Source organism: Pseudomonas sp. LG1D9 (assembly GCF_002949995.1).
Taxonomy (GTDB): domain Bacteria; phylum Pseudomonadota; class Gammaproteobacteria; order Pseudomonadales; family Pseudomonadaceae; genus Aquipseudomonas; species Aquipseudomonas proteolytica.
Genome location: NZ_CP026881.1, coordinates 5,674,948 through 5,695,900 on the forward strand (window position 1 = coordinate 5,674,948; position 20,953 = coordinate 5,695,900).

A 20,953-nucleotide genomic window follows, 5' to 3' on the forward strand; every position below is an offset into this window, starting at 1 on the left:
TTTCAACCAGCAATAGTGAGGAAGTGAACATGAAAAGGTTGCACAAGAAAGTCGCGCTGGTGACCGGCGCTTCCAAGGGCATTGGCGCGGCCATTGCCAAACAATTGGCCCAGGATGGCGCCACCGTCATCGTTAACTACGCCAACAGCCGCGAGGACGCTGACCGGGTGGTTGAACATATCCTGCAAACCGGCGCCAGGGCACATGCAGTGCAGGCAGATGTCTCCAACAGCGCCGACCTCAAGGTGCTGTTCAAGACCATCGTGCATGAGCATGGTCACCTCGATATTTTGGTCAACAATGCCGGTGTCTACTCGACCAGCGCCTTGGCCGACATTACTGAGGCGGAGTTTCATCGCCAGTTCAACCTCAACGTCCTGGGACTGATCCAGTGTACCCAGGCAGCAGTTGAAGTGTTCAACCCTAAGGGCGGCAGCATCGTCAACATCAGCTCCAGCGTCACCTCGTTCACACCGGCCAATTCGGCGGTGTACACCGCCTCCAAGGCTGCGGTTGACGCCATCACCCGTACCCTGGCCAATGAATTGGGGCCCAGAAATATCCGTGTCAACTCAGTGAATCCCGGACTGGTTGTCACCGAGGGTGTGCACGCCAGTGGCTTTTTCGAAGAGGCGTTCCGGCAAAAAATTGAAGCTATTACACCGCTGGGACGCATTGGTCAGCCAGAGGATATTGCACCCGCCGTCGCCTTCCTGGCGTCGTCGGATGCAGGCTGGATCACCGGTGAAACCCTGATAATCGGCGGCGGCCTGCACTAAACCTGGGCGGCGTGCTCGCGCACATAGTGGCGGGGCGACTGCAACATGACGCGCTTGAATGCCGTGCTGAATGCGCTTTCGGACTCATAACCCAATGAGAACGCGATGGTGGACACCGAGTCATCGGAGTTCTTCAACCGATCACTGGCCAGCAACATGCGCCAGTACGTCAGATACTCCATGGGTGCTGCGCCGACCACCTGTTTGAAGCGCAGCGCGAAGGCCGAGCGCGACATGGTTGCCAGTTGCGCCAGTTCCTGGACGCTCCAGCGATGGGCCGGGTCGGCGTGCATCGCGCTAAGGGCAACACTGAGGTTGCGGTCGGCCAAGCCGTAAAACCAGCCGATGCCGCTGCTTTCCAGGGTCGCCAAGTGAGTGCGCAAAACTTCGACCAGCATCAGGTGCGCCAAGTGTTCGTTCATCAGCGAGCGGCCTGGGCGCTTCTGCTGCAGCTCCGAGGTGAAGCGCTCAAGCGCCCAACGTAGGAGCGATGCCTGAGGCTCATTGGCCTGCACGTGAACCAGCGAGGGCAGGCTGCTGAGCAGTAACTGGGTAGGCACGCCGCTGAAGTCAAAGCGGCCACCGACCAACTGCGTGTCATTGCCGCCGTAATGCAAGGCCAGTTCGTCCGCCGCGAGGGTTTGAAAGTGACCGTCGGAGTTCATCACCGGCTGGGACATATCACTGTAGAGCGAAAAAGGCATGCCACGGGTCATCAGGAAACAATCACCCTGGTGCAGGCGCTGCGGCTGCTGTTCGCCATCCACTTGCAACCAGCAACTGCCCTTGACCACCGCGGTGAACTTGATGCCCTCACGTTCAGGGAAATTGAACGCCCAATCACCGCCCAAGGAGAGCGTGGCTGAGTGGTAATTACGGATTCTCAGCAAGGAAAGAACGTCGGACAGAGGATCCATATATCACCTAGTTGGACGGAAAATAAAGTAATCGGGATTTTATAACAGAGTTCATCCAGATTTCACGTTTAAATATGAGGTACATCATGCAAATCAATTTCGATAAGTCTTATGGCCCACTGATCAATGGGGTGTTTGAAACCGACGATAAAGCGCGCTCTTTTGCTGCGGTCGACCCTGCCACGGGCAGGCACTTAGCCTACATCCGTTATTGTGACGCCAAGGATGTCGATCGCGCCGTAAAGGCCGCGCATGCAGCGTTTCCCGCCTGGCGTGCCCTGGGTCAGCAGGTGCGCGCGCGGCTGATGAACCTGCTGGCTGACGAGATCGAAGAGCACAGCGAACGCCTGGCCATGATCGATGCCCATGACGTGGGGCGCTGCATCAGCGAAGTACGCAAGGATTACCTGACCGCCGTCCGACACTACCGCTATTTCGCCTCGGTGATCATGGCTCATGAAGACACTGGTCGGGAAATCGACGGTGGTTACGCCATCGCCAAGCGTGAGGCTTTGGGCGTATGCGGGCAGATCATTCCCTGGAACGCGCCGGCGATCATGGCCGCGTTCAAGCTCGCACCGGCACTGGTCGCCGGTAATACCGTCGTGCTCAAGCCTGATGAAAATGCTTCGTTGTCGACGCTGGAGTTGGGCAAGCTGATCCAGAAGATCTTTCCCGCCGGTGTGGTGAACATGGTCACTGGGCTGGGTGACATCGTCGGTGCAGCGTTAAGCGAGCATCCTTTGATCAGGAAGCTATCGTTCACCGGCAGTACCGAAGTCGGCCGGACGGTAGCAGGTGTCGCAGCCCGACGTCTTGTGCCCTCAACACTCGAACTGGGTGGCAAGAGCGCCAATATCGTGTTTCCGGACATCGACGACATCGATGCGGTGGTCGACAACGCCACCTTCGCCGCCATTCATAACAATGGGCAGTCGTGCCTGGCGGGCACGCGTTTGTTCGTGCATGCATCGATTGCCGAACAGTTTCAGGAAAAACTGATAGCCGCGTTCAAGCGCGTGAGAGTCGGATCACCCTTGGCTGAAGAATCACGGGTCAGTTGCTTGGTCAATGCGCAACAAGGTGAGCGCGTGTTGAGCTACATCATCATGGGCCTGGAGGAGGGCGCCAAGCTGCTCGCAGGTGGTGGTCGAGCATCGATTCCAGGTTGCGAGCACGGTTACTTCATACAACCAACGTTATTACTGGCACGTAACGATATGAGCATCTGTCAGGAAGAGATTTTTGGCCCGGTGCTTTCGCTGATCGTGTGGGACGACTATGAAACGATGATCGCCCAGGCCAATGGAACTGAATACGGTTTGGCCGCCGGGATCTACACAAGCAACCTGCAGCACGCTATAGAGACCGCCGCGCGACTGGAGGCTGGGTCGGTGTGGATCAATCGCTACTCGAACATTACCGATGGGACGGCGTTTGGCGGGTATAAAAACAGTGGTATAGGCCGTGAGTTTTGTCGGGAGACGCTGAATGCTTATACACAGATAAAAACCATCACGATGCAGGCGCGTGCACCGCTGAGCTGGTTTACAGGCGTGTAGATAAACGGGGGCCGCGTGCAGTCAGATGGTGCGCGCGGACCCGATAGCATGATTTTACCGATTATCTTTGGTTCGATTGGTTGGAAGATGTGTTCAGTAGAGAGAGGGCACAAACAGCGTCTGACGCTAAGAAAGCTTTCTGGTCAACTATACTGTTGTAGGAATTATCCTGCCTGCGCAAAGGATATATCTATGGTGGCATAGAGATTCTTGCGGTTTGCGCTGCGAATTAGTTGAGTATGATTGCCGCCTCTTGCTAGCGTCCTCGGCGACGGCGCCTCAATAGCAGGTTGCCGAGTGTTCGCGATAACTTATGCGTTTCTCGGTACGTCATGCCGCACAACGCAGATTGCGTCGAATACTTTGGGTTACGATTAGCTGCTCAGTTGTTCCCTTGCATAGACGATACCGTCGTCGCTACTCAAATCGAACTTCAGGAATAATTAATCATGGGCACCATAGTCATCGTCGACGACCACCCCCTGATGCGCATGGCTGTGCGCGTGATGCTCGAGCAGGAAGGGCATTCGATTGTCGCCGAGGTCGACAACGGTGTAGATGCGGTAGAAGTCATCCGCAAACTGCTCCCGGACATGATCGTTCTTGACTTGAGCATCCCGAGAATGGACGGCCTGTCAGTCATTGCGCACCTCAAAGCTATCGGTATTTCTACCCGAGTGCTGATCCTTACCTCCGGCGACACTCGCAACTTCGCTATGCGTTCGTTGCAGGCTGGTGCAGCGGGTTTTGTCTGCAAGGATGACAACCTGGACGAACTGGTCGGTGCGGTGAAGGCCGTGTTGTCGGGTTACAGCTACTTCCCGGCCAACACCATTCACCAGTTACGCGACAATACACAGGCCGCCAGCGAGGAAAGCATGCTGATTGCACAATTGTCCGATCGTGAGATCACCGTGTTGAAGCTGCTGGCTCGCGGCATGGGCAATCAGGCCATCGCCGATGAGTTGATGATCAATCATAAGACTGTGAGCACGTACAAAATTCGCCTTCAACGCAAGTTGAGTGTGGAAAACCTGATTGCTCTGGGTGAGCTGGCCAAGCGCAATGGCTTGGCGTAGTCGCTTTCTGCCTAGGGTTCGAGCATCTGTTGAATACGTCGTAACTCCTTCTTCACCTGCCTGACCTGCGCCGGTACGTCCTCGGCGCCGGTTCGGCAGCCATGCTCCAGCTCCTTGCACAACTCAAGCAGATAATCATTGCACATTAATGCCGCGCTACCCCTCAAACGGTGAGCCAGCTCCGCAATGCCAGCGAGATCCCGTGTCTCACTAAAGTCACGCAGTTGCTCGATGTCCTGTTGATTGCTGCGCATCAATTCAGCTTGAAGTTGTTGAATGATTGCCGGGTTGCCACCGGTAATCGGCTTGAGCAGATTCATGTCGAATTCAGGCCGATGCTGCGCCGGTTTGCTGACTTTGTAGCCTGGCTTATCCGCAGGCTCCAGTAATACCAGGCGCTGTTCGAGGATGGCGAGGCTGATCGGTTTGATCAGGCAGTCACCCATGCCGGCGTTAAGGCAACGGTTCATTTCTTCCTGCTGAGCGTCAGCTGTCAGCCCCAGAATCGTTAATGCACTGCTGTCGCGTTGCTGTTCTTCCTTGCGGATTGCCAGTGTCAGTTCTACTCCGTCCATGACCGGCATGTGGTAATCCGTAATAAGCCAGTCAACCGCAAACGCACGCCACGCCTCCAATGCCTCCAGCCCATTGCTGGCTTCAATCACTTTGCACCCCAGGTACTCCAGCTGTGCGCGCAACATTTGACGGTTCAAGGTGTTGTCGTCTGCGATCAGCACTCGCATGGCCCAGCTTGGAGTGGCCTCGGAGGACGCGGGCAGCGGCAGTTTTTCTTCAGGCAGCGGTTCCAGAAGCTTGAGCTTGAGGGTTACGTTGACCGTTGTGCCTTGCCCCAGCGTGCTGGTCAGATCCAGACGGCCACCCATCATTTCACACAGCGAACGCGACACCACCAACCCGAGCCCGCTGCCGCCATGGACCGAGAGGTCTGACTGAGTCACTTGCGCGAAGGGGCGAAACAGCGTTTGCCGGTCTGCCTCACTGATGCCTATACCCGTGTCATGCACTTGCAGATGCATGTTGAGTGTTTGCCCATTCACCACGCGGCATACCAGGCGGATGACGATACGGCCGCGTTCCGTGAACTTGATCGCATTGCTCACCAGATTCGACAGTACTTGTTTGAAGCGCAGAGGGTCGATGGACACGTCCAGGGTGGTGCCGGCGTCGATTTCCAGAATCAGGTCCAGTTTCTTCTTTCTCGCCAGCCCTTCGAATACCCGCGCCACCATCTCCACCAGATTCTTGAGGTTGGCCCGGCGTGGGGAGAAGCTCAAATGCCCGGATTCAATGCGTACGATATCCAGCGTATTGCCCAACAGCTCAAGCAGGTTCTTGGCGGCCGTGTAGGCCACGTCGATGTTCACTCGATCCAGTACGCCGTGGTCCGCGCGTTTGAGCGCCAACTCCAATGTGCCGATTACCGCGCTCATGGGCGTGCGGATCTCGTGACTCATCGTCGCCAGAAATTGGGTTTTGGCATGGCTGGCATCGTCAGCCTGGGTTTTTGCCTGTTGCAGTTGTTCGATCAGTTGATGATGTTGCGAAACGTCCTGCCAGCCGCAGATCACACCGGCAATTAAGCCGTTGGAATCACGAAACGGCTGAATCCAATGCTCGATAAAGTGGGATTGCCCGTCGATAGCAATCTGTAGTTGTTGTTCGATGGCGTTGCCATCTTCCATGGCCTGCAGGTAACTTTGGTGGAGCGTAGGCGCCAGTTCGATATCGCCATACACGGTTTGCAAGGCGGTTTTACCCAGCACCTGGGATTGACAGAGCTTCATGACGTGTTCATAGCTGCGGCTGCATGACAGGAGGCGGCCTTCGCGGTCGCGTACATACACCGGCACGGGCATGGCATGGTTCAAGGTTTGCAGAAACTCCAACTGATCATTCAAGGCTTTTTCGGCGGCGACCCTGCGCCGGATCTGACGACGCAGCTGTACAATTCGAAGGATTGAAACCAGCAGCACCAGCAATGCGCAGCAGATGATCTGCAGGATCACCAGTTTGTAGTCGCGCCAGGTCTGCCCGCTCATGGCAGCATTGGCGCGCCAGCGAATGGTGATCGCGTTGAGCTCGTCAGGCGGGATGCTCAGCAAGGCTTTATCCATGATCGACTGCAGCTCGGTTTCGCCACGGCGCATGGCGAAGTTGGCGGTGGCCGCCTGACCATCGACGATACCGGCCACGCGCAGTTCTTTTTCATAGAGGCGGGCAGTGTAGTAGCGAGCCATGGACAAGGTCATCAATACGGCGTCGGCTTCGCCGTTGACCACCATGCGCATGGCCTCCAGGTTGTTCGTTGGGGTGATTAACTGCACCGTGGGAAAGCCTTGGCGAATACTGTCGATCAGTACATGCCCTTGGACAATTGCCAGGCGCTTGCCGGATAGCGCGTTGAGGCTTGAACGCTCACGGCTCGATTGGGCGGTAGACGCGACCAGCGCAAACGAGCTGGTTGCGAACGGGTGGCTGAAACGGAAGTTGTTCATACGCTCCGGGCTGGAAGTCAGCACAGCCAAATCGGTATCACCGTCGCGCAAAGCGTCCTGAATGCCTTCAAAACTGGTGGCCCGCTGGATATCGAACTTAAGCCCGGTGCGCTGGGTGATGATCTCGAACAGATCCGAGACCACCCCGTTGAAGCGGCCCTTGGCGTCAAAAAAGGCAGAGGGTGCCATGTCATCGTTGATCATGAAGCGCGCCACCGGGTGCTGGGCGAGCCAGTGTCTTTCCTGGGCGTTCAGATGCACATTATCGTCCGGCATCACTGTACCGCCGCCGGTCCAGCGCTTGATCAGGTAGCTCATGCGCAGTTGGCCGAACGTGGTCAGCGAGGCGTTCAGAATCCGCAGCAGGCGTTGATCCTCTTGCTTGAGCAGAAACCCATAGCCGCCCGAGTCGATTTTCAGAAACTGGATAAATTTCAGGTAGCTGAAAAAACTATGGTTGACCAGGTAGTGGGTGGTCACCGAATCCCCCAAGAATACATCAACGTTCTGGAACGCGACGGCGGCCAAGGCTTGCGCGGTGGTGCCGTAGGTAAAAAACTGCGCGTGGGGATAACGTTCGGTCAGTAGCGCGTATGGCAGGTAATCCCTGGAGACCGCTACGGTAAGCCCCTTGAGATTTGAGGGAACTACAATGTCGCTGTCCTGGCGTTGATACAGTACCGGTGCATTGACGCTGTATGGCAGCGTCACCACCGTGTCAAAGGACTCGCGGTCATAGTCGCTGGACCGGCTGATCAAGTCGATTTCGCCGGCTTGCAAAGCGGCCATCGCCTGCCCACGGTCGGCGAAGCCGGCAACGTTGATATCCAGGCCTAGTTGCTGTTTGAGCATCGTTGCCACATCGGCGCTGATACCTTCGTAGTCGCCGTTGCCGTAGACCATGTCGAAGGGTAGGGTGAACGGCGCGACTACGCCCAGGGTAAGGGCACGCCGTTGGCGCAACCAGGCCCAGTCGGCTTCTGGTAATTGCAGCTTCTGCGGTTCCTGGCTCACTTGACTGAGCAAGTGCAGGGGTTGTAGCGGCATAGGTATCGTTGCTGCAGCGCCGTACGACACAGCCGGCAGCAGTACGGTGAAGAAAGCCGCGAAGGCTTTGAGCGTGGACATGAAAACGTATACCTGACTGCAAAATGCCAAGTACGCCGCGCTGGCCGGCTCAAGGTCGGCCACGGACGTGGCGGGTGGGGGAGTAAACGCTGTGAATGGGGTTCAGACTGACGTCAGCACTACCTGTGAGTCCGCAATGTATTCAAGGATGTAAGGCAGCAGCGCGGTATCCGCCATCGGCGGGGCGATGGCATATCCCTGCACGATGTACACGCCCAAGGCTTTAAGCCGCTTGAGCTGTGCCGGGGTCTCGACACCCTCGATTACCAGTGACAGGCCCAGGCTGGCTGCCAGGCTGACGGTGTGGGTAACGATGGCTGTGCAGGCCGAGTGCGTGTCGAGTTTGTGTACGAAACCGGCGTCGAGTTTGAGTTCGCTGAAAGGCACATCGCACAGGCGCTCGAGTGAAGAAAAGCCAGTGCCGAAATCATCCATTGACAAGCCGCAGCCCAACAGCTTGAGCTGTAGCAGGTTGTTCATGGCGACACTGCACGGATTGAGCGTGCCAGTTTCGGTGATCTCGAGGATGATGCTTTTGGCAGGGCACTCATGCGCGCGCAACAACACTTGTATCGCCTGGCTTAGTATGGGGTTGCTGAGTTGAGACGGCTGAAGGTTGAATGACATCGTCAACGGCAGATTCATGCTGGCCAGTTTCTGGCGCAGGATCAGTCCTTGCTCGAAGAGGCGCAGGAACAGTTCGTCCATCAGGTCGTGACGTTCTAGTGCTTGCAGGAAATACCCGGGCGTCAGCAGGCCTTTCTCGGGGTGCCGCCAGCGTGCGAGCACTTCCAAGCCGCAAATCGTACCCGTTTTCAGCGAAAGCTGAGGTTGGTAGAAACCCACAAACGCGTGATCCGCCAACCCTTGGCGCAGCGCCTGTGCGTCGGGCTCTAGAAACTTTGGGGGGGCTACCTGACTGAGGCTTAGTACGGCTGAGGTTTTCATGTAATGCCCTGCAAGGAATGACCATGAGTTAATTTTGCAGGATGTGAATAACCATAAACGTCAGCTCTTTCGAACGGATACGTAGGACTAATCTTACTGACTAATGAAAAGCCTATAGACTCATCCGAGTAGACGGTTGTTCGGTAACCGTACCTGAACTTTCAAAGGCCAGAAGTCCGCTTATGAACACTGCAAATGGCATCGCTTATGCGCTATAGGCAATCGAGCGTTGGCAAGCTTGAAAAAGTCTCGCTTTGGTTGGGTTTCGGCCTGTTGGTGTCTTTTTTGTTGCTAGTGTTCTTCGCCGTGGCCGGCTATTGGGTGACCTACAAGGTCATTCGCGGGGAAGTGCTTAAAGTCGATTATCACTTTATGCGTTTTGTGGGCCGAGCCTACGACCATGAAATATTTCTGCTACGGGCCATCAAAGCCAGCAGCCAATTGGAATACAAGCCGGTATTTAGCCCTGGAGCCTATGTGGTCAACCAGACCATCCAGGGCAACATGCGTATTTATGAAGGCCAGGCATCCCAGGTGGCGACGACGTTTTCCGCGGCACTACCCATCAAAGCCGCTGATGCGAATGATGGGGTGCGGGATCAACAACTGCAACTTGGGGTTGCGCTGGCAAATGTGTATGGCGACTTCTGGAGCGGTTCAACCTTCGCGTCACCGCAAATGTTCGTGTTTGATCTGTCGAGCGATTTCGACATCGCGATTCCTGCGATCAGCCCCCAGTCTCAACCAGGCCAGCGGAATTTTTCCCAGGTATTGGATGAGGTCAAGCAATCCGCGCGTCAGCTACCGCCCTTGAGCAGTGACTTGTTGGTGCGCTGGCGGCCCAGTCATTTCTTTTTGGGCGGTGAAGACATTCAACAAATACTGGGCTATGTCTCAGGTCGCATCGAAGAGGATCAGTGGGCACGAAAGGGCCCCCCCAGGGAATTGATTGCCGCTACCTTGCTGTATTGGGACGAATTTGACGCACCCGGGGTAAGGATAGAAAAGCAGTTTTTTGATCTGCCGTTGTACAGCAACGTCGACATCGCCGCGCCGGACGGCACGCGTGTAGTGGGGGGCAAGTCGCCACAGATCTACCAGTATGAAAGCGGCTTCCATTTCACTACCTCAGGGCTACTGATCAAGCGCAGTGCCGGGGACATGGGCGCCTGGCAGGCCCTGTATCGTATCCCCTACAAACAACTGATCCTGGATGCACGTTGGCAGTTGCTAGGACTGCTCGGCTTGCTGGGCTTATGCATCATCAGTGGCTGGTCGGTCATCCGATGGTATCGACGGCGCATCGTGGTGCCAGCGAGTAATGACTTTCGGGAGTTATTGGTCAACCATGACTTCAACCTGTCTTTGTTGCAAACGGTGCCGCTGGCTTTGTGTGTGGTCAAGGGGCCGCAGATCGAACTGGTGACGCAGAACAGTTTGTATACGCAATGGTTGGGCGAGCCGACCGAGTTTGCACAAATGATGGCGCTATGGCCGCTGTTTGAGCAGGATAAACCCCTTACCGGTGAAGGCTGCCTGCTGCTCGATCAGCGGGTCTTGCATGTGCGCTATACACCCACCGAGTATCTTGGCGACAGCGTGTTGCTGTGTACCTTCACTGATATTTCTTCCCACCGCGAAGCATCCGCATCGTTGCTACTCGCCCGCCAGGCGGCGGATGCGGCGAATGAGCAGAAAAGCAACTTCGTCGCCACCCTGAGCCATGAACTACGCACGCCGTTGTACGGTGTGCTGGGCACGCTTGAACTGCTGGGCATGACCTCTCTGGATGAACGCCAACGTGGTTATCTGCGTACAATCGATAGCTCATCCGCGGTATTGATGCATTTGATCAGCGATGTGCTCGACCTGTCCAAGATCGAAGCGGGCCAGCTGGTTCTGGAGTCCGTGGCGTTCCAGCCTCTGGAAATGCTTGAAGAAACCGTGCGCGGGTTCTCGGCGGTGGCGGCGAACAAAGGGCTGGCGCTTTACTGCTGCGTTGACCCGCGCGTGCCGAACCTTGTGCAGGGTGACCGCATGCGTATCCAGCAGATCGTAGGCAACCTGCTCAATAACGCGATCAAGTTCACCCAGAGCGGGCATGTCGCAGTCTTCCTGTCGCCTATCGGAGTCTGCGCAGGCGAAGTGAGCCTGCAATGGTGCGTGATCGATAGCGGCCCAGGGATGTCCGAAGCGGTGCAGGCGCAACTGTTCGAGCGCTTTTACCAGGCTGACAGCAAGCATCACACCGTCGCCGGCACCGGGCTCGGGCTGCCTATCTGCTCCCATCTCAGCCAGATGATGGGGGGCGCATTGAGCGTGGACAGTGCACTAGGCGAGGGCAGTACCTTCATATTCGAGTTGGCCCTGGAAATTCTAGAGGCCCGCCAATCTTCACTGCCACAGTTATTAGGCAAGTGCATCGATGTTCGCACCCCCTATGCAACCTTGTCCGATAACCTTTGCGCCTGGCTGGAGTGGCACGGGGCACACACTACCGTGATGGGCGATGATGCTCGCGGAGCGCCTGATGCCGTGTTGACGGTCATGCCGCAAGAGGTTGAGGTGGCAAGCTCAGGCGCGATTAATGTCTTCGCCCAGCATGATTTCAGTAGTACGCCCCAGTTTATCGGCCAGGACGTGGTGGTGAACCAGAACAGCGTCGGGTCCATTTGCCGTGCGTTGGTGATGGCGATCACTGGCGAATCGGAGGCACCGTTACCGCAACCACCGGTGACGCATCTGCAACTGGAGCTGAATGTGCTGGTGGCCGAAGACAACCCGGTCAACCAGGTGCTGATGAAAGAGCAACTGGAACGTATCGGCTGTACGGTGGATGTCGTGCCCGATGGCGTCCAGGCGTTGCTGCAGTTGGAGTTGAAGGCTTACGACGTACTGCTGACGGATGTGAACATGCCGCTCATTGACGGCTATGAACTTGCCGATACATTGCGCCAGCGCGATGTGGATATGCCGATTATCGGCGTCACCGCCAATGCGCTGCGCGAGGAGGGCGAGCATTGCATCCGCGTGGGCATGAACAGTTGGTTATCCAAACCGATGGATATCCAGGGGCTCTATCTGTGTTTGCGCAGTGTGCTTGATCCTGCGGTCTTCCAGGCTTGCGAAATCGATACGCCGGTAAGCGATGTAGACGAGATCAATGTGCCGGAGCGCATGCTTGAACTATTCCTTGAGACGATCGCCCAGGATATGAGTGAGCTTAAAGCGCTGGACAGGGGGCAGGGCCGTAATGAAACCGTCCGTTTGCTGCATCGGATTCGGGGTGCGTTGGCGGTAGGCAAAGCTAAAAGTCTGATCCAGCTGTGTCGCGAGTTGGAGGTCGCTGTCGCCCGGGACGGGCTGGTCCATACCCATGCAGACGTGGCTGCTTTCATCCAGCGCGTCGAACGCGCTATTGCGAATGTATAAGCATTGAAAATGCCGCCCCGTTCAGGGCGGCTATGGGTTACTTGGATACCACTGATTCCGGCGCACGCCAGCCTCCACCCAGCGCTTTATAGAGCTGCACTACATCGAGATACGACGCGGTCTCCGCCTGCGTCAGCGCGTCCTGAGCATTCAGTTGCGTACGCTGCGCGTCCAGCTCTACCAGATACGCCGCACTACCTGCTTCATAACGCGCATGTGCCAGTCGAGCCGCACGCTCACTTTGCGCGGTAGCCTCGGCCAGGCTGCGAACCCGTTGCTGCGACAGGCTATAGGTCGTAAGCGCGCCCTCGGTTTCCTCAATCGCATTCAGCACCACTTGCTCATAACGCGCCTGACTACCCACCTCTCGCGCCTGCGCCTCGCGCTGCCTTGCCTTGACACTGGCCAGGTGCAGCGCCGGCCAACTGACCGAAGGCATCACGCTGAATGCACGGCTGCCGCTGTCGCCCAAATCCCCACCGCGCAAGGCCACAAAGCCGAGAAAACCGCCCAGGTCGATCCGTGGGTAAAGCTCGGCCGTCACCGCGCCAATGTCCGCATTCGACGCCTCCAATGCGCGTTCGGCGCTGGCAACATCAGGACGCTGGCGCAGCAAGTCGCTGATCTGGCCAATCGGCAAGCGTGTGACCAGTGCCGGCAAGGGTTTCAGGTCGGTGAGCGTTTGCAGGTCACTGGGACGCGAGCCAGTGAGTACGGCGAGTCGATAGCGGCTGAGCGCCTGACGGGTTTCCAGACTCGGCAATGTGGCTTGCACCCGTGCGCGCTCCGCCAGGGCGCTGGCCAGCTCGTCGGCGGTGCCGCGCCCGGCATCTACGCGGCCCTGGACCAGCGCCACGGTTTTTTCCTGATTACTCAGGTTGGCCTGGGCCACCGCTAACTGCCGTTGCGCTCCGCGCAGTTCAAAGTAGTGACGCGCCACGTCGGCGGTCACTACGATACGGGTTTGCGCCAGGTCCGCCGCGACGGCCTCAGCGCGTGCCGAAGACGCCTGCGACAGGCGCTGCAGCCGGCCGAACAGGTCCAGCTCCCACTGCGCATCCAGGCCGGCCTGATAGGTCTTGGCCAGGTTGCGCTCACCGCTCGGGCCGGGGTTGGCCTGGGACAGGCTACGGGAATAAGCCCCGCTGGCGGTCACTGTTGGCAGTTGGTCCAACTGACGCTGGTCCAGCACCGCACGTGCCTCCAGCAACCGGGCCTGGGCGATGCGCAGGTCATGGTTACGCGCCAGCGCTTGATCGATCAGCGCATCCAGTTGTGGGTCCTGGAATTGTCGCCACCAATCCTGTTGCACGCGGGTGCTGCTATACAGCGCGGTATCGGGGCTTTGAGTCAGCTCTACTGCGGGCTCGTTACTGGCCCGGTAGTCCGGGCCGACGGTACAGCCCGTCATCCAGGCCGAGCAGACCAGCAGCGCGAGCGGGCGAATCACGAAGGTATTAAAGGGGTGCATGTGTGTCTCCTTACACCGTCTGGGTCGTGGCGGCGTCGGCTGCATCGGCAGCGGCCAGCGCACGGGCGCGGGGTGTGGTGGCCGCGATACGATGGTCGACGGCAATGAACGAATACATGGTCGGCAAAACCAGCAAGGTAAACAGCGTGCCCACCAACATGCCCACTACGATCACCAGGCCCAGGTCATAACGGCTGTGGGCGCCAGCACCGGAGGCGAACAGCAGGGGAATCAAGCCGGCCACCATCGCCGCCGTGGTCATCAGGATCGGCCGCAAGCGCATCTTCGCCGAGTGCAGAATTGCCTCACGACGATCCAGACCCTGCTTGACCTGCATCTCATTGGCGAACTCCACCATCAGGATGCCGTGCTTGCTGATCAGGCCGATCAAGGTCACCAGGCCGATCTGCGTGTAGATATTGATAGTCGCCATGCCCAGGGCCAGCGGTATCAAGGCGCCGCAAATCGACATCGGCACGCTGATCAGGATGATCAACGGGTCACGCAGGCTTTCATACTGCGCAGCGAGTACCAGGTAGATCACGATGATTGCGAACAGGAACGCCATGACCAGCGCGCCGCTTTCCTGATGGTATTGGCGTGCATCCGAAAGCCAGTCGTAGGTGAAACCCGGCGGCAGCAGTTTGGCTCGCGCCTCGAGGAACTTCACCGCGTCGCCCATGGCCACGCCTGGGTTGGGGATCGCCTGGAAGATCGCCGAATTGAGCTGGTCGAACTGGGTCAACTGATTGGGCTCAACCCCGGTGGAGACGCTGACCAGATTAGACAGCGGTACTTGCCCACCCGTGGCGCTGGTCACATAAAAGCGCGACAGCGCTTCGGGCGTCAGCCGCTCGCCGCGCAGGCTCTGCGGGATCACATCGTAGGAGCGGCCGTCCATGGCAAAGCGGTTGACGTAGTTTTCGCCCACCAGCACAGCCAGGGTGTCGCCCAGATCCTTCATGGTCACGCCCAGGCTATTGGCCTTGGTGCGGTCGACTTTGATCTTGATCACCGAGTTGTTGTAGTCCAGGTCGCTGTCGACCACCATGAACAAGCCGCTTTCACGTGCGGCGTGCTTGAGTGCCTCCATCGCCTCATAGACCACGCTGTAGTCACCGGCGCTCTTGATCACCATTTGCACCGGCAATCCACCGGTCGAGCCGGGTAGTGAAGGCAACTGGAAGGCAAAGACGTTGCTGCCCTCGATGGTGTTGGCGCGGTTCTGCATATCGCCCTGGATCTGGTCGGCGTTGCGCTCGCGTTTTTCCCAGTCGACGAAGTTGACCCCGCCGATGCTGTTGGATACACCGTTGCTGCCGTTGATCAGCCACAGGTTGCTCTGCTCCGGCAATGTCCCCATGGCTTCGTTCCACTGTTTGCCGAACTTCTCGACGTAGTCGATGTTGGCGTTTTGTGGAGACTTGATGGCCGTTAACACCGTGGACTGGTCCTCGGTGGGCGCCAGTTCGGTCTGGGCACGGCTGTATAGCCAGGGCACGCTGATCAGCACGATGACCGCAATCGTAAACGTGACCCAACGGTGGTGCAGCGACAGATCCAGCACCCGGCCATACGCGCTGCCGAGACGGTGAAAGAATCTCTCGGCCTTGCGCGCCATCCAGCCTTCGTTCATCTGGCTGTTGAGCAGCAGTGAGCTCATCACCGGCGACAGCGTCAGCGCGATAATGCCCGAGACCACCACAGAGCCGGCCAAGGTGAAGGCGAACTCCTTGAACAGCGAGCCGGTCAGCCCGCCCATGAGGCCGATGGGCGCATACACCGCCGCCAGCGTCAGGGTCATCGCAATCACTGGCGCTGCCACCTCACGCGCGCCCAGCAGGGCTGCATAAGTGGGAGACTTGCCTTCTTCGATATGACGATGAACGTTCTCCACCACAATGATCGCGTCATCCACCACCAGGCCGATGGCCAATACCATCGCCAGCAAGGTCAGCAAGTTGATGCTGAACCCGAACATCGACATGAACGCGGCTGCACCCAGCATCGAGAGGGGAATGGTGACCACCGGAATAATCACCGCCCGCGCCGAACCCAGGCTGAGGAATATCACCAGCACCACGATGGCGATGGCTTCGCCCAGCGTACCGAGTACTTCATCAATCGATGCGCTGATAAAACGTGCCAGCTCAAACGGCACAGCGACTTTCACGTCTGGCGGCAGGTTGGCGCGGATGCCCGGCAGCAGTTCGTTGAGTTTCTTGACGATCACCAGAGGGTTGGCATTGGGCGCGGCATTCAGGCCGAAAAACACCGCTTGCACACCGTCCATGGTGGCGCTGGTGTCGGTGGACGCCGCGCCCAGTTCCACCGTGGCGATATCGTTCAGGTGCACCACACCGGCTGCACTGGACTTGACCACCAACTGGCGAAACTCGGCGACATCGACCAGGTCGGTGTTGATCTGGATATCCGACACCACATACAAACCCTTGGCCTGGCCGGGCGCAGCCTGCACGTTGTTATTCAACAGGGCCTGGGCCACATCGCTGCCGGAAATCCCGTGGGCGGCCATGCGATTGGCATCCAGCCAGATACGCATGGCCATTTTCTGCCCGCCGTTGAGGTCAATGCTGCCGACCCCTTCGATGGAAGACAGTTGCGGTTGCACCACGCGCTGCAAGTAGTCCGAGAGTGCAGCAGTGGACAGGGTCGGGCTGGAAAAACCCACATAGGCCACGGCTGTGGCTTCACCGGAGGATTTCACAATCACCGGGTCGTAAGCCTGCTCCGGCAAGCGGTATTTGACCTCGTTGACCTTGGCCATCACCTGGGTCATGGCCTTGTTGGAGTCGGCGTTGAGCTTCATGCGCACAGTGATCACGCTTTTGCCCTGGGTCGACGTCGAGCTCATGTAGTCGACGTCTTCCACCGTAGCGACAGATTGCGCGATGGCCTGGGTGACGAAACCCTGCATCAGTTGCGGCGAAGCACCGGGGTACTGGGTGGTGATCGTCAGCGTGGAGCTTTCCGTCAGGGGGTACTGACGAATCGGCAGGTTGTTTATGGCCAGCAGCCCCATCAATAAAATCAGGGTGCTGACCACCAGCGCCAACACCGGGCGCCGCACGAACAAGTCGGTGAATTTCATTTTCAGATCCTTGGTGTATCAGCGGCTCGAGGCCTGATCGAGCCCAACGGTGTCCTTGAGCGCGATGCGTACCAGGGAGCCGCTGCTCAAGCGCAACTGGCCGGAGGTGACCACGCGATCACCGGCCTTTACGCCGTCAAGCAGCACGACCCGGCCGTCCGAGCGTTCGCCGGTCTTCACGTAGACCTGGCGTACGGTGTTGGGCAGTTGCGTATCAGCGCCCTCGACCACGTAGACAAAGTCACCGTAGGCGCTGTAGCTCACAGCCGTTTCGGGCACGCTGATCACGTCTTTTTTGGCTGGCAGATGGACTTCGCCATTGGCGTACATGCCGGGTGACAACAGGTTGTCCGGATTCGGAACCGTGGCCTGTACCAGCACCGTGCGGGTGCCCGGGTCGATACGTGGTTCGAGGGTACTGACGTGGCCCTTGAACAAGCGCTGCGGGTACGCGTCTACGCTGACGCTCATCTCCTGGCCCGTTTTGAGCTGTGCCAGGGCACGTTCGGGCAGGGTGATATTTGCGTACAGCGTCTGTGCGTCGGTCAGCGACACCATGGCATCGCCGGCCCGCACGAACTGGCCCAGGTTGACCTTGCGTACACCCAGCACGCCGGTGAAAGGGGCCTTGATACGTTTCTGATCGATCAGCGCCTTGATCCGCACGATATCGGCCAACGCCTGGGAGTAGGCGGACTGCACCTGATCCAGTTCCTCTTGCGTCGCCGCCTGCTGAGGCAGCAAACGCTGGGTTCGCAGTAACTGGGCCTTGGCGTTGGCGGCCTGTGCCTGAAGCCTGGCCAGTTCGCCTTGTTCCGGCGCATCGTTGAGCTGCACCAGGGTTTGCCAGGCTTTCACCCGCTCGCCGGGTTGGAATGCAATGGCACGTACCAGGCCGTCGCTTTCGGCGGTGACCATGACTTGGCGGGTGGCTTCCAGTTCGCCAATGCCCGCCAGAGTGTTGGGCATATCGGCTTGCGTGGCGGTGGCGACAGCCACCTGGATGGCCGGCGCAGCCGTTCCGGCCGACGTTTGGGTAGGTTGGGCAGAGGTGGACTGCCGGTACAAGCCGACGGCGCCGCCAATGGCGAGCACCGCAGCAATCGTGACGCACACTTTAAGTTTTTTATTCATGATTCCGGTACTGACGTAAGGCAAAAAATTAAGAACCCTGAGGGTTCAACGGTGACGAGCGCTCAACCGGGTTGTTGATGCGCATGAGGGAGTCGGACTCGTGCAGCGAGAATCACCAGCACGGCACCGAGCCCCAGAAAAAAGATCAAGGCGGCGAGTACGCTCGGGGCAAGCCCTATCGAGTCCACCAGCAGCCCAAGTGGAATAGGCACAGCGTTGAACAGGTAGATGGTCATATAGAAATACGCCACCAACTTGGCGTGGCAGTTGGCAGGAGCCAGCTGATTGATCAGCCGCGCACTGCCGACAAAAATGGCGCCATAGGCGTAGCCGGCGATTACCAGGGCCAGCGCCGCGAGCGTCAGCGAATGGACCGAGAAGGCCGTCAGCAGGAGCAGGAAGGCTGCACACTGGGCGAGCAATCCAGAACGCAATGCACGCGCTGCATCCAGGCGTTTGCAATACAGCTGGCTGGCCCCGGCGATCAACAGGTACACCGCCATGCTGTAGCCAAACATCCCACGGTCACTCAAGCCCAGTTGCTGTTCGGCAGCGCCGGGGCCAATCACGAAGACGCAGGCCGTGAACGACCAACTGAAAAACACCGACCATGCGCACAAGTGGAAGGGCCGACCAATACCGCGCAGCCCTTCACGTAACGACGCTTGTGCAGTGTGAGCGGCGGTGTGGGTCTGGAGGGCGCGGCGCGGCCAGAGCGCCAGTACGCCGAGGGCGGCGATGGTGACCAGGGCCATGATCGACCAGAAGGGCAGGCTGGCCGGGTACAGGTTCAGTTGCAGTGCCATGCCACTGAGTACCGGGCCGAAAGCCAACCCCAGGATCATTGCCAAGGTGGCCAGCGTCGCCGCCAACTTGCCGTTGTCGAGTGGGCCGAACCGTACCAGCGTTACGTTCACGGCAGTGGTCATGATTCCCGCACCAAGCCCCGAGATGGCGCGGGCTGCACACAGGGCCCACAACGAATCGCATTCGGCGCACAACCAGGCGCCGATCAGCACCAGTGCAATGGCTGGGAGCAGCAAAAAGCGCTGGTCTTTGACATGGCCGGCGATGCGCGCCAGAGTCGTCAAAGCCAGCAAAACCCCGACGCCGTAGGCGCCGAATATAAAGGTCAGGTCCACAGCGTTGATCTGCAGATGTTCTTGGTAAAACGGGTACAGCGGCGTGGGTGCGCTGCTGTTCATGAGCGCTGCGGTCAGTGACAGCGCGAGAAAAAACAACAAGCCTTTTGAGCTGTGTTTAGTGATATCGACGGACATGTGTCTCCCAGCCCAGCGCTCAGGGCTTTTGCCGAGTGAATGTTTGCAAGCGGGATGTGGATGCGGTTTAGAGGGCTTTGCCCATTGGCAAATGATACGGACCGGTGCGATTGGCACCATGCCCGAAACCCCAGGCTTCATTCGTCATCGTCCAGGGAGCAGTAACAGCGGCGCTTACGGGATGACCGGGCGGGTATGACCCACCGCGCCCGGCTAAAGCGCTTTACCAGTAGCGTGGTTGAGGAAGGATGCGGGTCGGTTGTTTCAGGCCTGTCGCAGTGTTAAAGGCAAACGACGGATAGGCGCTCCAGTTGAACGCTGGGTAGCTCACCACCGGCTTGCTCCATACAGGCGGCGCGACGACATAGGAAGGGCGTGACGCGACCGGGCGATTGATCACCACACCTATACCATTTTGAGCGCCTGTGGAGGCGGCTCCGCCCGTCACTATAGTGCCAGGCTTGAGATTGTTAACCGACCCAGCCGTGCCGCCGAAGTGAATCGGACCCTGGATGTCGATGTTGCCGACCAAACTCAACGGGCCGCCATTGCGCAGCACGCCCTGATTGCTCAGATCGCCAGCGATCGACAGCGCCTGCCTGGCGTCCAACACGCCCGTGGAAGCGATCTGTACCTTGCCATCGGCGGTGACCTTCAAGTCGCCGGTCAGGGCCTTGACGTTGCCTTGAACGTTCACGCCTACGCCGGCTGACTTGCCGAGCAGGCGAATCGAGTCTGCGTGCATGCTGCCCAATTGGGCCACATCAATAGCGATGTCGGCTTGGCCGTCGGCGCCGAGGTGCTTGAGCACACTGGTCGGGTCCATAGCGTCGACTTCGCCTTTCAAGGCCACGGCGTTGAGTTTTTTGGCTTGCAGCTGCGCATTGATCTGCAGGGTACGTGCGACCAGGTCGACCTCATTGGCACCGGACGCGTCAAGGCCAGCACCTTCCACGCGGATCTGGCCGTGGTCGGTTTGCAATCGAGCCACCTGGCCGTTCGCGTCCAATACCGCCGTGCCCGCTACTAACGACACGCGATTGGCGTTGATAAAGCCAGCACCGCTGGCGGTGATGCCATTGGGGTTGGCGATGATCACACGAGCGCTCGGCCCCGCGACTTCAATCATGCCATTGAGACTTGAGGCGGTTTTACCAGTGACTTCATTGAGAATGACGCCGGCAGAGGTTCCGTTGAGCAGGCTGTTGCCGGCAATGGCGCCGCCCAGGGTGGTTTGGGCGCCTGCGGTGCTGTTGTTGAGGATCAGCCCGGCAGGGCCGACATTGAACTCGGTGAAGCGGTTGTGGGAAACACCTGCGGCATTCGGCGCGGCAATGTTGACCACCGGGGTGTCGTTGATCTGCGACAGTGCTGCATTACGCGCAGCGCTCGGGTCCAACGTCAGGGCGGGTTGCGCTTGCGCGTTATGTTGCAGCAGCGGCAGGCTGCCCACAAGGGCGAGGGCCAGCAGCGTGCGCTTGGACGGGCGCCGAGTGGGTTGAATCATTGGGTTCATACAGACCTCGAGGGTTGAAGGTTAAAGAGGCGTCCCGCAGTAGCGACTGCGGGCGCCGGGTGAGTGCACTGGGTGGCAC

General features: G+C 58.5%; 12 protein-coding genes. 4 read left to right on the forward strand and 8 right to left on the reverse strand.

From position 1 onward, the window contains the following. Nucleotides 1-29: 29 nt before the first annotated feature. On the forward strand, nucleotides 30-779 hold the full coding sequence (locus C5F71_RS26175; RefSeq protein ID WP_104912356.1) for an SDR family NAD(P)-dependent oxidoreductase: 750 nt from the start codon (nucleotides 30-32) through the stop codon (nucleotides 777-779). On the opposite strand, the gene C5F71_RS26180 is transcribed toward C5F71_RS26175, so the two are convergent. Continuing rightward, the gene (locus C5F71_RS26180; RefSeq protein ID WP_104912357.1) at nucleotides 776-1,696 is read right to left on the reverse strand and encodes an AraC family transcriptional regulator; all 921 of its coding nucleotides are present in this window, start codon (nucleotides 1,694-1,696) and stop codon (nucleotides 776-778) included. The genes C5F71_RS26175 and C5F71_RS26180 overlap by 4 nt on opposite strands. An 86-nt stretch (nucleotides 1,697-1,782) precedes the next feature. Between C5F71_RS26180 and C5F71_RS26185 the strand changes: the two genes are divergently transcribed. Together C5F71_RS26185 and C5F71_RS26190 are read left to right on the forward strand one after the other, a co-directional pair. Beyond that, nucleotides 1,783-3,258, forward strand: a complete 1,476-nt coding sequence (locus tag C5F71_RS26185) for an aldehyde dehydrogenase (protein ID WP_104912358.1) — start codon at nucleotides 1,783-1,785, stop codon at nucleotides 3,256-3,258. A gap of 449 nt (nucleotides 3,259-3,707) precedes the next feature. Then, nucleotides 3,708-4,337 carry a response regulator transcription factor gene (locus tag C5F71_RS26190; RefSeq protein ID WP_104912359.1) on the forward strand — a complete coding sequence of 210 codons (630 nt, stop codon included), beginning with the start codon at nucleotides 3,708-3,710 and terminating at the stop codon, nucleotides 4,335-4,337. A gap of 11 nt (nucleotides 4,338-4,348) precedes the next feature. Here the strand turns inward: C5F71_RS26190 and C5F71_RS26195 are convergent, their stop codons facing one another. Together C5F71_RS26195 and C5F71_RS26200 are read right to left on the reverse strand one after the other, a co-directional pair. Further along, complete coding sequence (locus tag C5F71_RS26195) at nucleotides 4,349-7,981, reverse strand: transporter substrate-binding domain-containing protein (RefSeq protein WP_104912360.1); 3,633 nt, start codon at nucleotides 7,979-7,981, stop codon at nucleotides 4,349-4,351. Nucleotides 7,982-8,083: 102 nt separating this feature from the next. Then, on the reverse strand, nucleotides 8,084-8,929 hold the full coding sequence (locus C5F71_RS26200; protein WP_104912361.1) for an EAL domain-containing protein: 846 nt from the start codon (nucleotides 8,927-8,929) through the stop codon (nucleotides 8,084-8,086). Between the two features lie 195 nt (nucleotides 8,930-9,124). Between C5F71_RS26200 and C5F71_RS26205 the strand changes: the two genes are divergently transcribed. Continuing rightward, nucleotides 9,125-12,361, forward strand: a complete 3,237-nt coding sequence (locus C5F71_RS26205) for a hybrid sensor histidine kinase/response regulator (protein WP_104912362.1) — start codon at nucleotides 9,125-9,127, stop codon at nucleotides 12,359-12,361. Between the two features lie 37 nt (nucleotides 12,362-12,398). Here C5F71_RS26205 and C5F71_RS26210 read toward each other — a convergent pair whose 3' ends face one another. From C5F71_RS26210 to C5F71_RS26230, 5 genes are all read right to left on the reverse strand, one after another. Continuing rightward, nucleotides 12,399-13,832 (reverse strand): efflux transporter outer membrane subunit, encoded by a 1,434-nt coding sequence (locus C5F71_RS26210; RefSeq protein WP_104912363.1) that lies wholly within the window; start codon nucleotides 13,830-13,832, stop codon nucleotides 12,399-12,401. Nucleotides 13,833-13,842: 10 nt separating this feature from the next. After that, complete coding sequence (locus C5F71_RS26215; protein WP_104912364.1) at nucleotides 13,843-16,944, reverse strand: MexW/MexI family multidrug efflux RND transporter permease subunit; 3,102 nt, start codon at nucleotides 16,942-16,944, stop codon at nucleotides 13,843-13,845. An 18-nt stretch (nucleotides 16,945-16,962) separates the two neighbouring features. Continuing rightward, entirely contained in the window at nucleotides 16,963-18,078 is a 1,116-nt protein-coding gene (locus C5F71_RS26220) for an efflux RND transporter periplasmic adaptor subunit (RefSeq protein ID WP_104912365.1), read from the reverse strand. A gap of 62 nt (nucleotides 18,079-18,140) precedes the next feature. Beyond that, a complete protein-coding gene (locus C5F71_RS26225; RefSeq protein ID WP_104912366.1) occupies nucleotides 18,141-19,358 on the reverse strand; it encodes an MFS transporter in 1,218 nt (405 codons plus the stop codon). Between the two features lie 223 nt (nucleotides 19,359-19,581). Further along, nucleotides 19,582-20,874 carry a filamentous hemagglutinin N-terminal domain-containing protein gene (locus C5F71_RS26230; protein WP_104912367.1) on the reverse strand — a complete coding sequence of 431 codons (1,293 nt, stop codon included), beginning with the start codon at nucleotides 20,872-20,874 and terminating at the stop codon, nucleotides 19,582-19,584. Nucleotides 20,875-20,953: the final 79 nt, after the last annotated feature.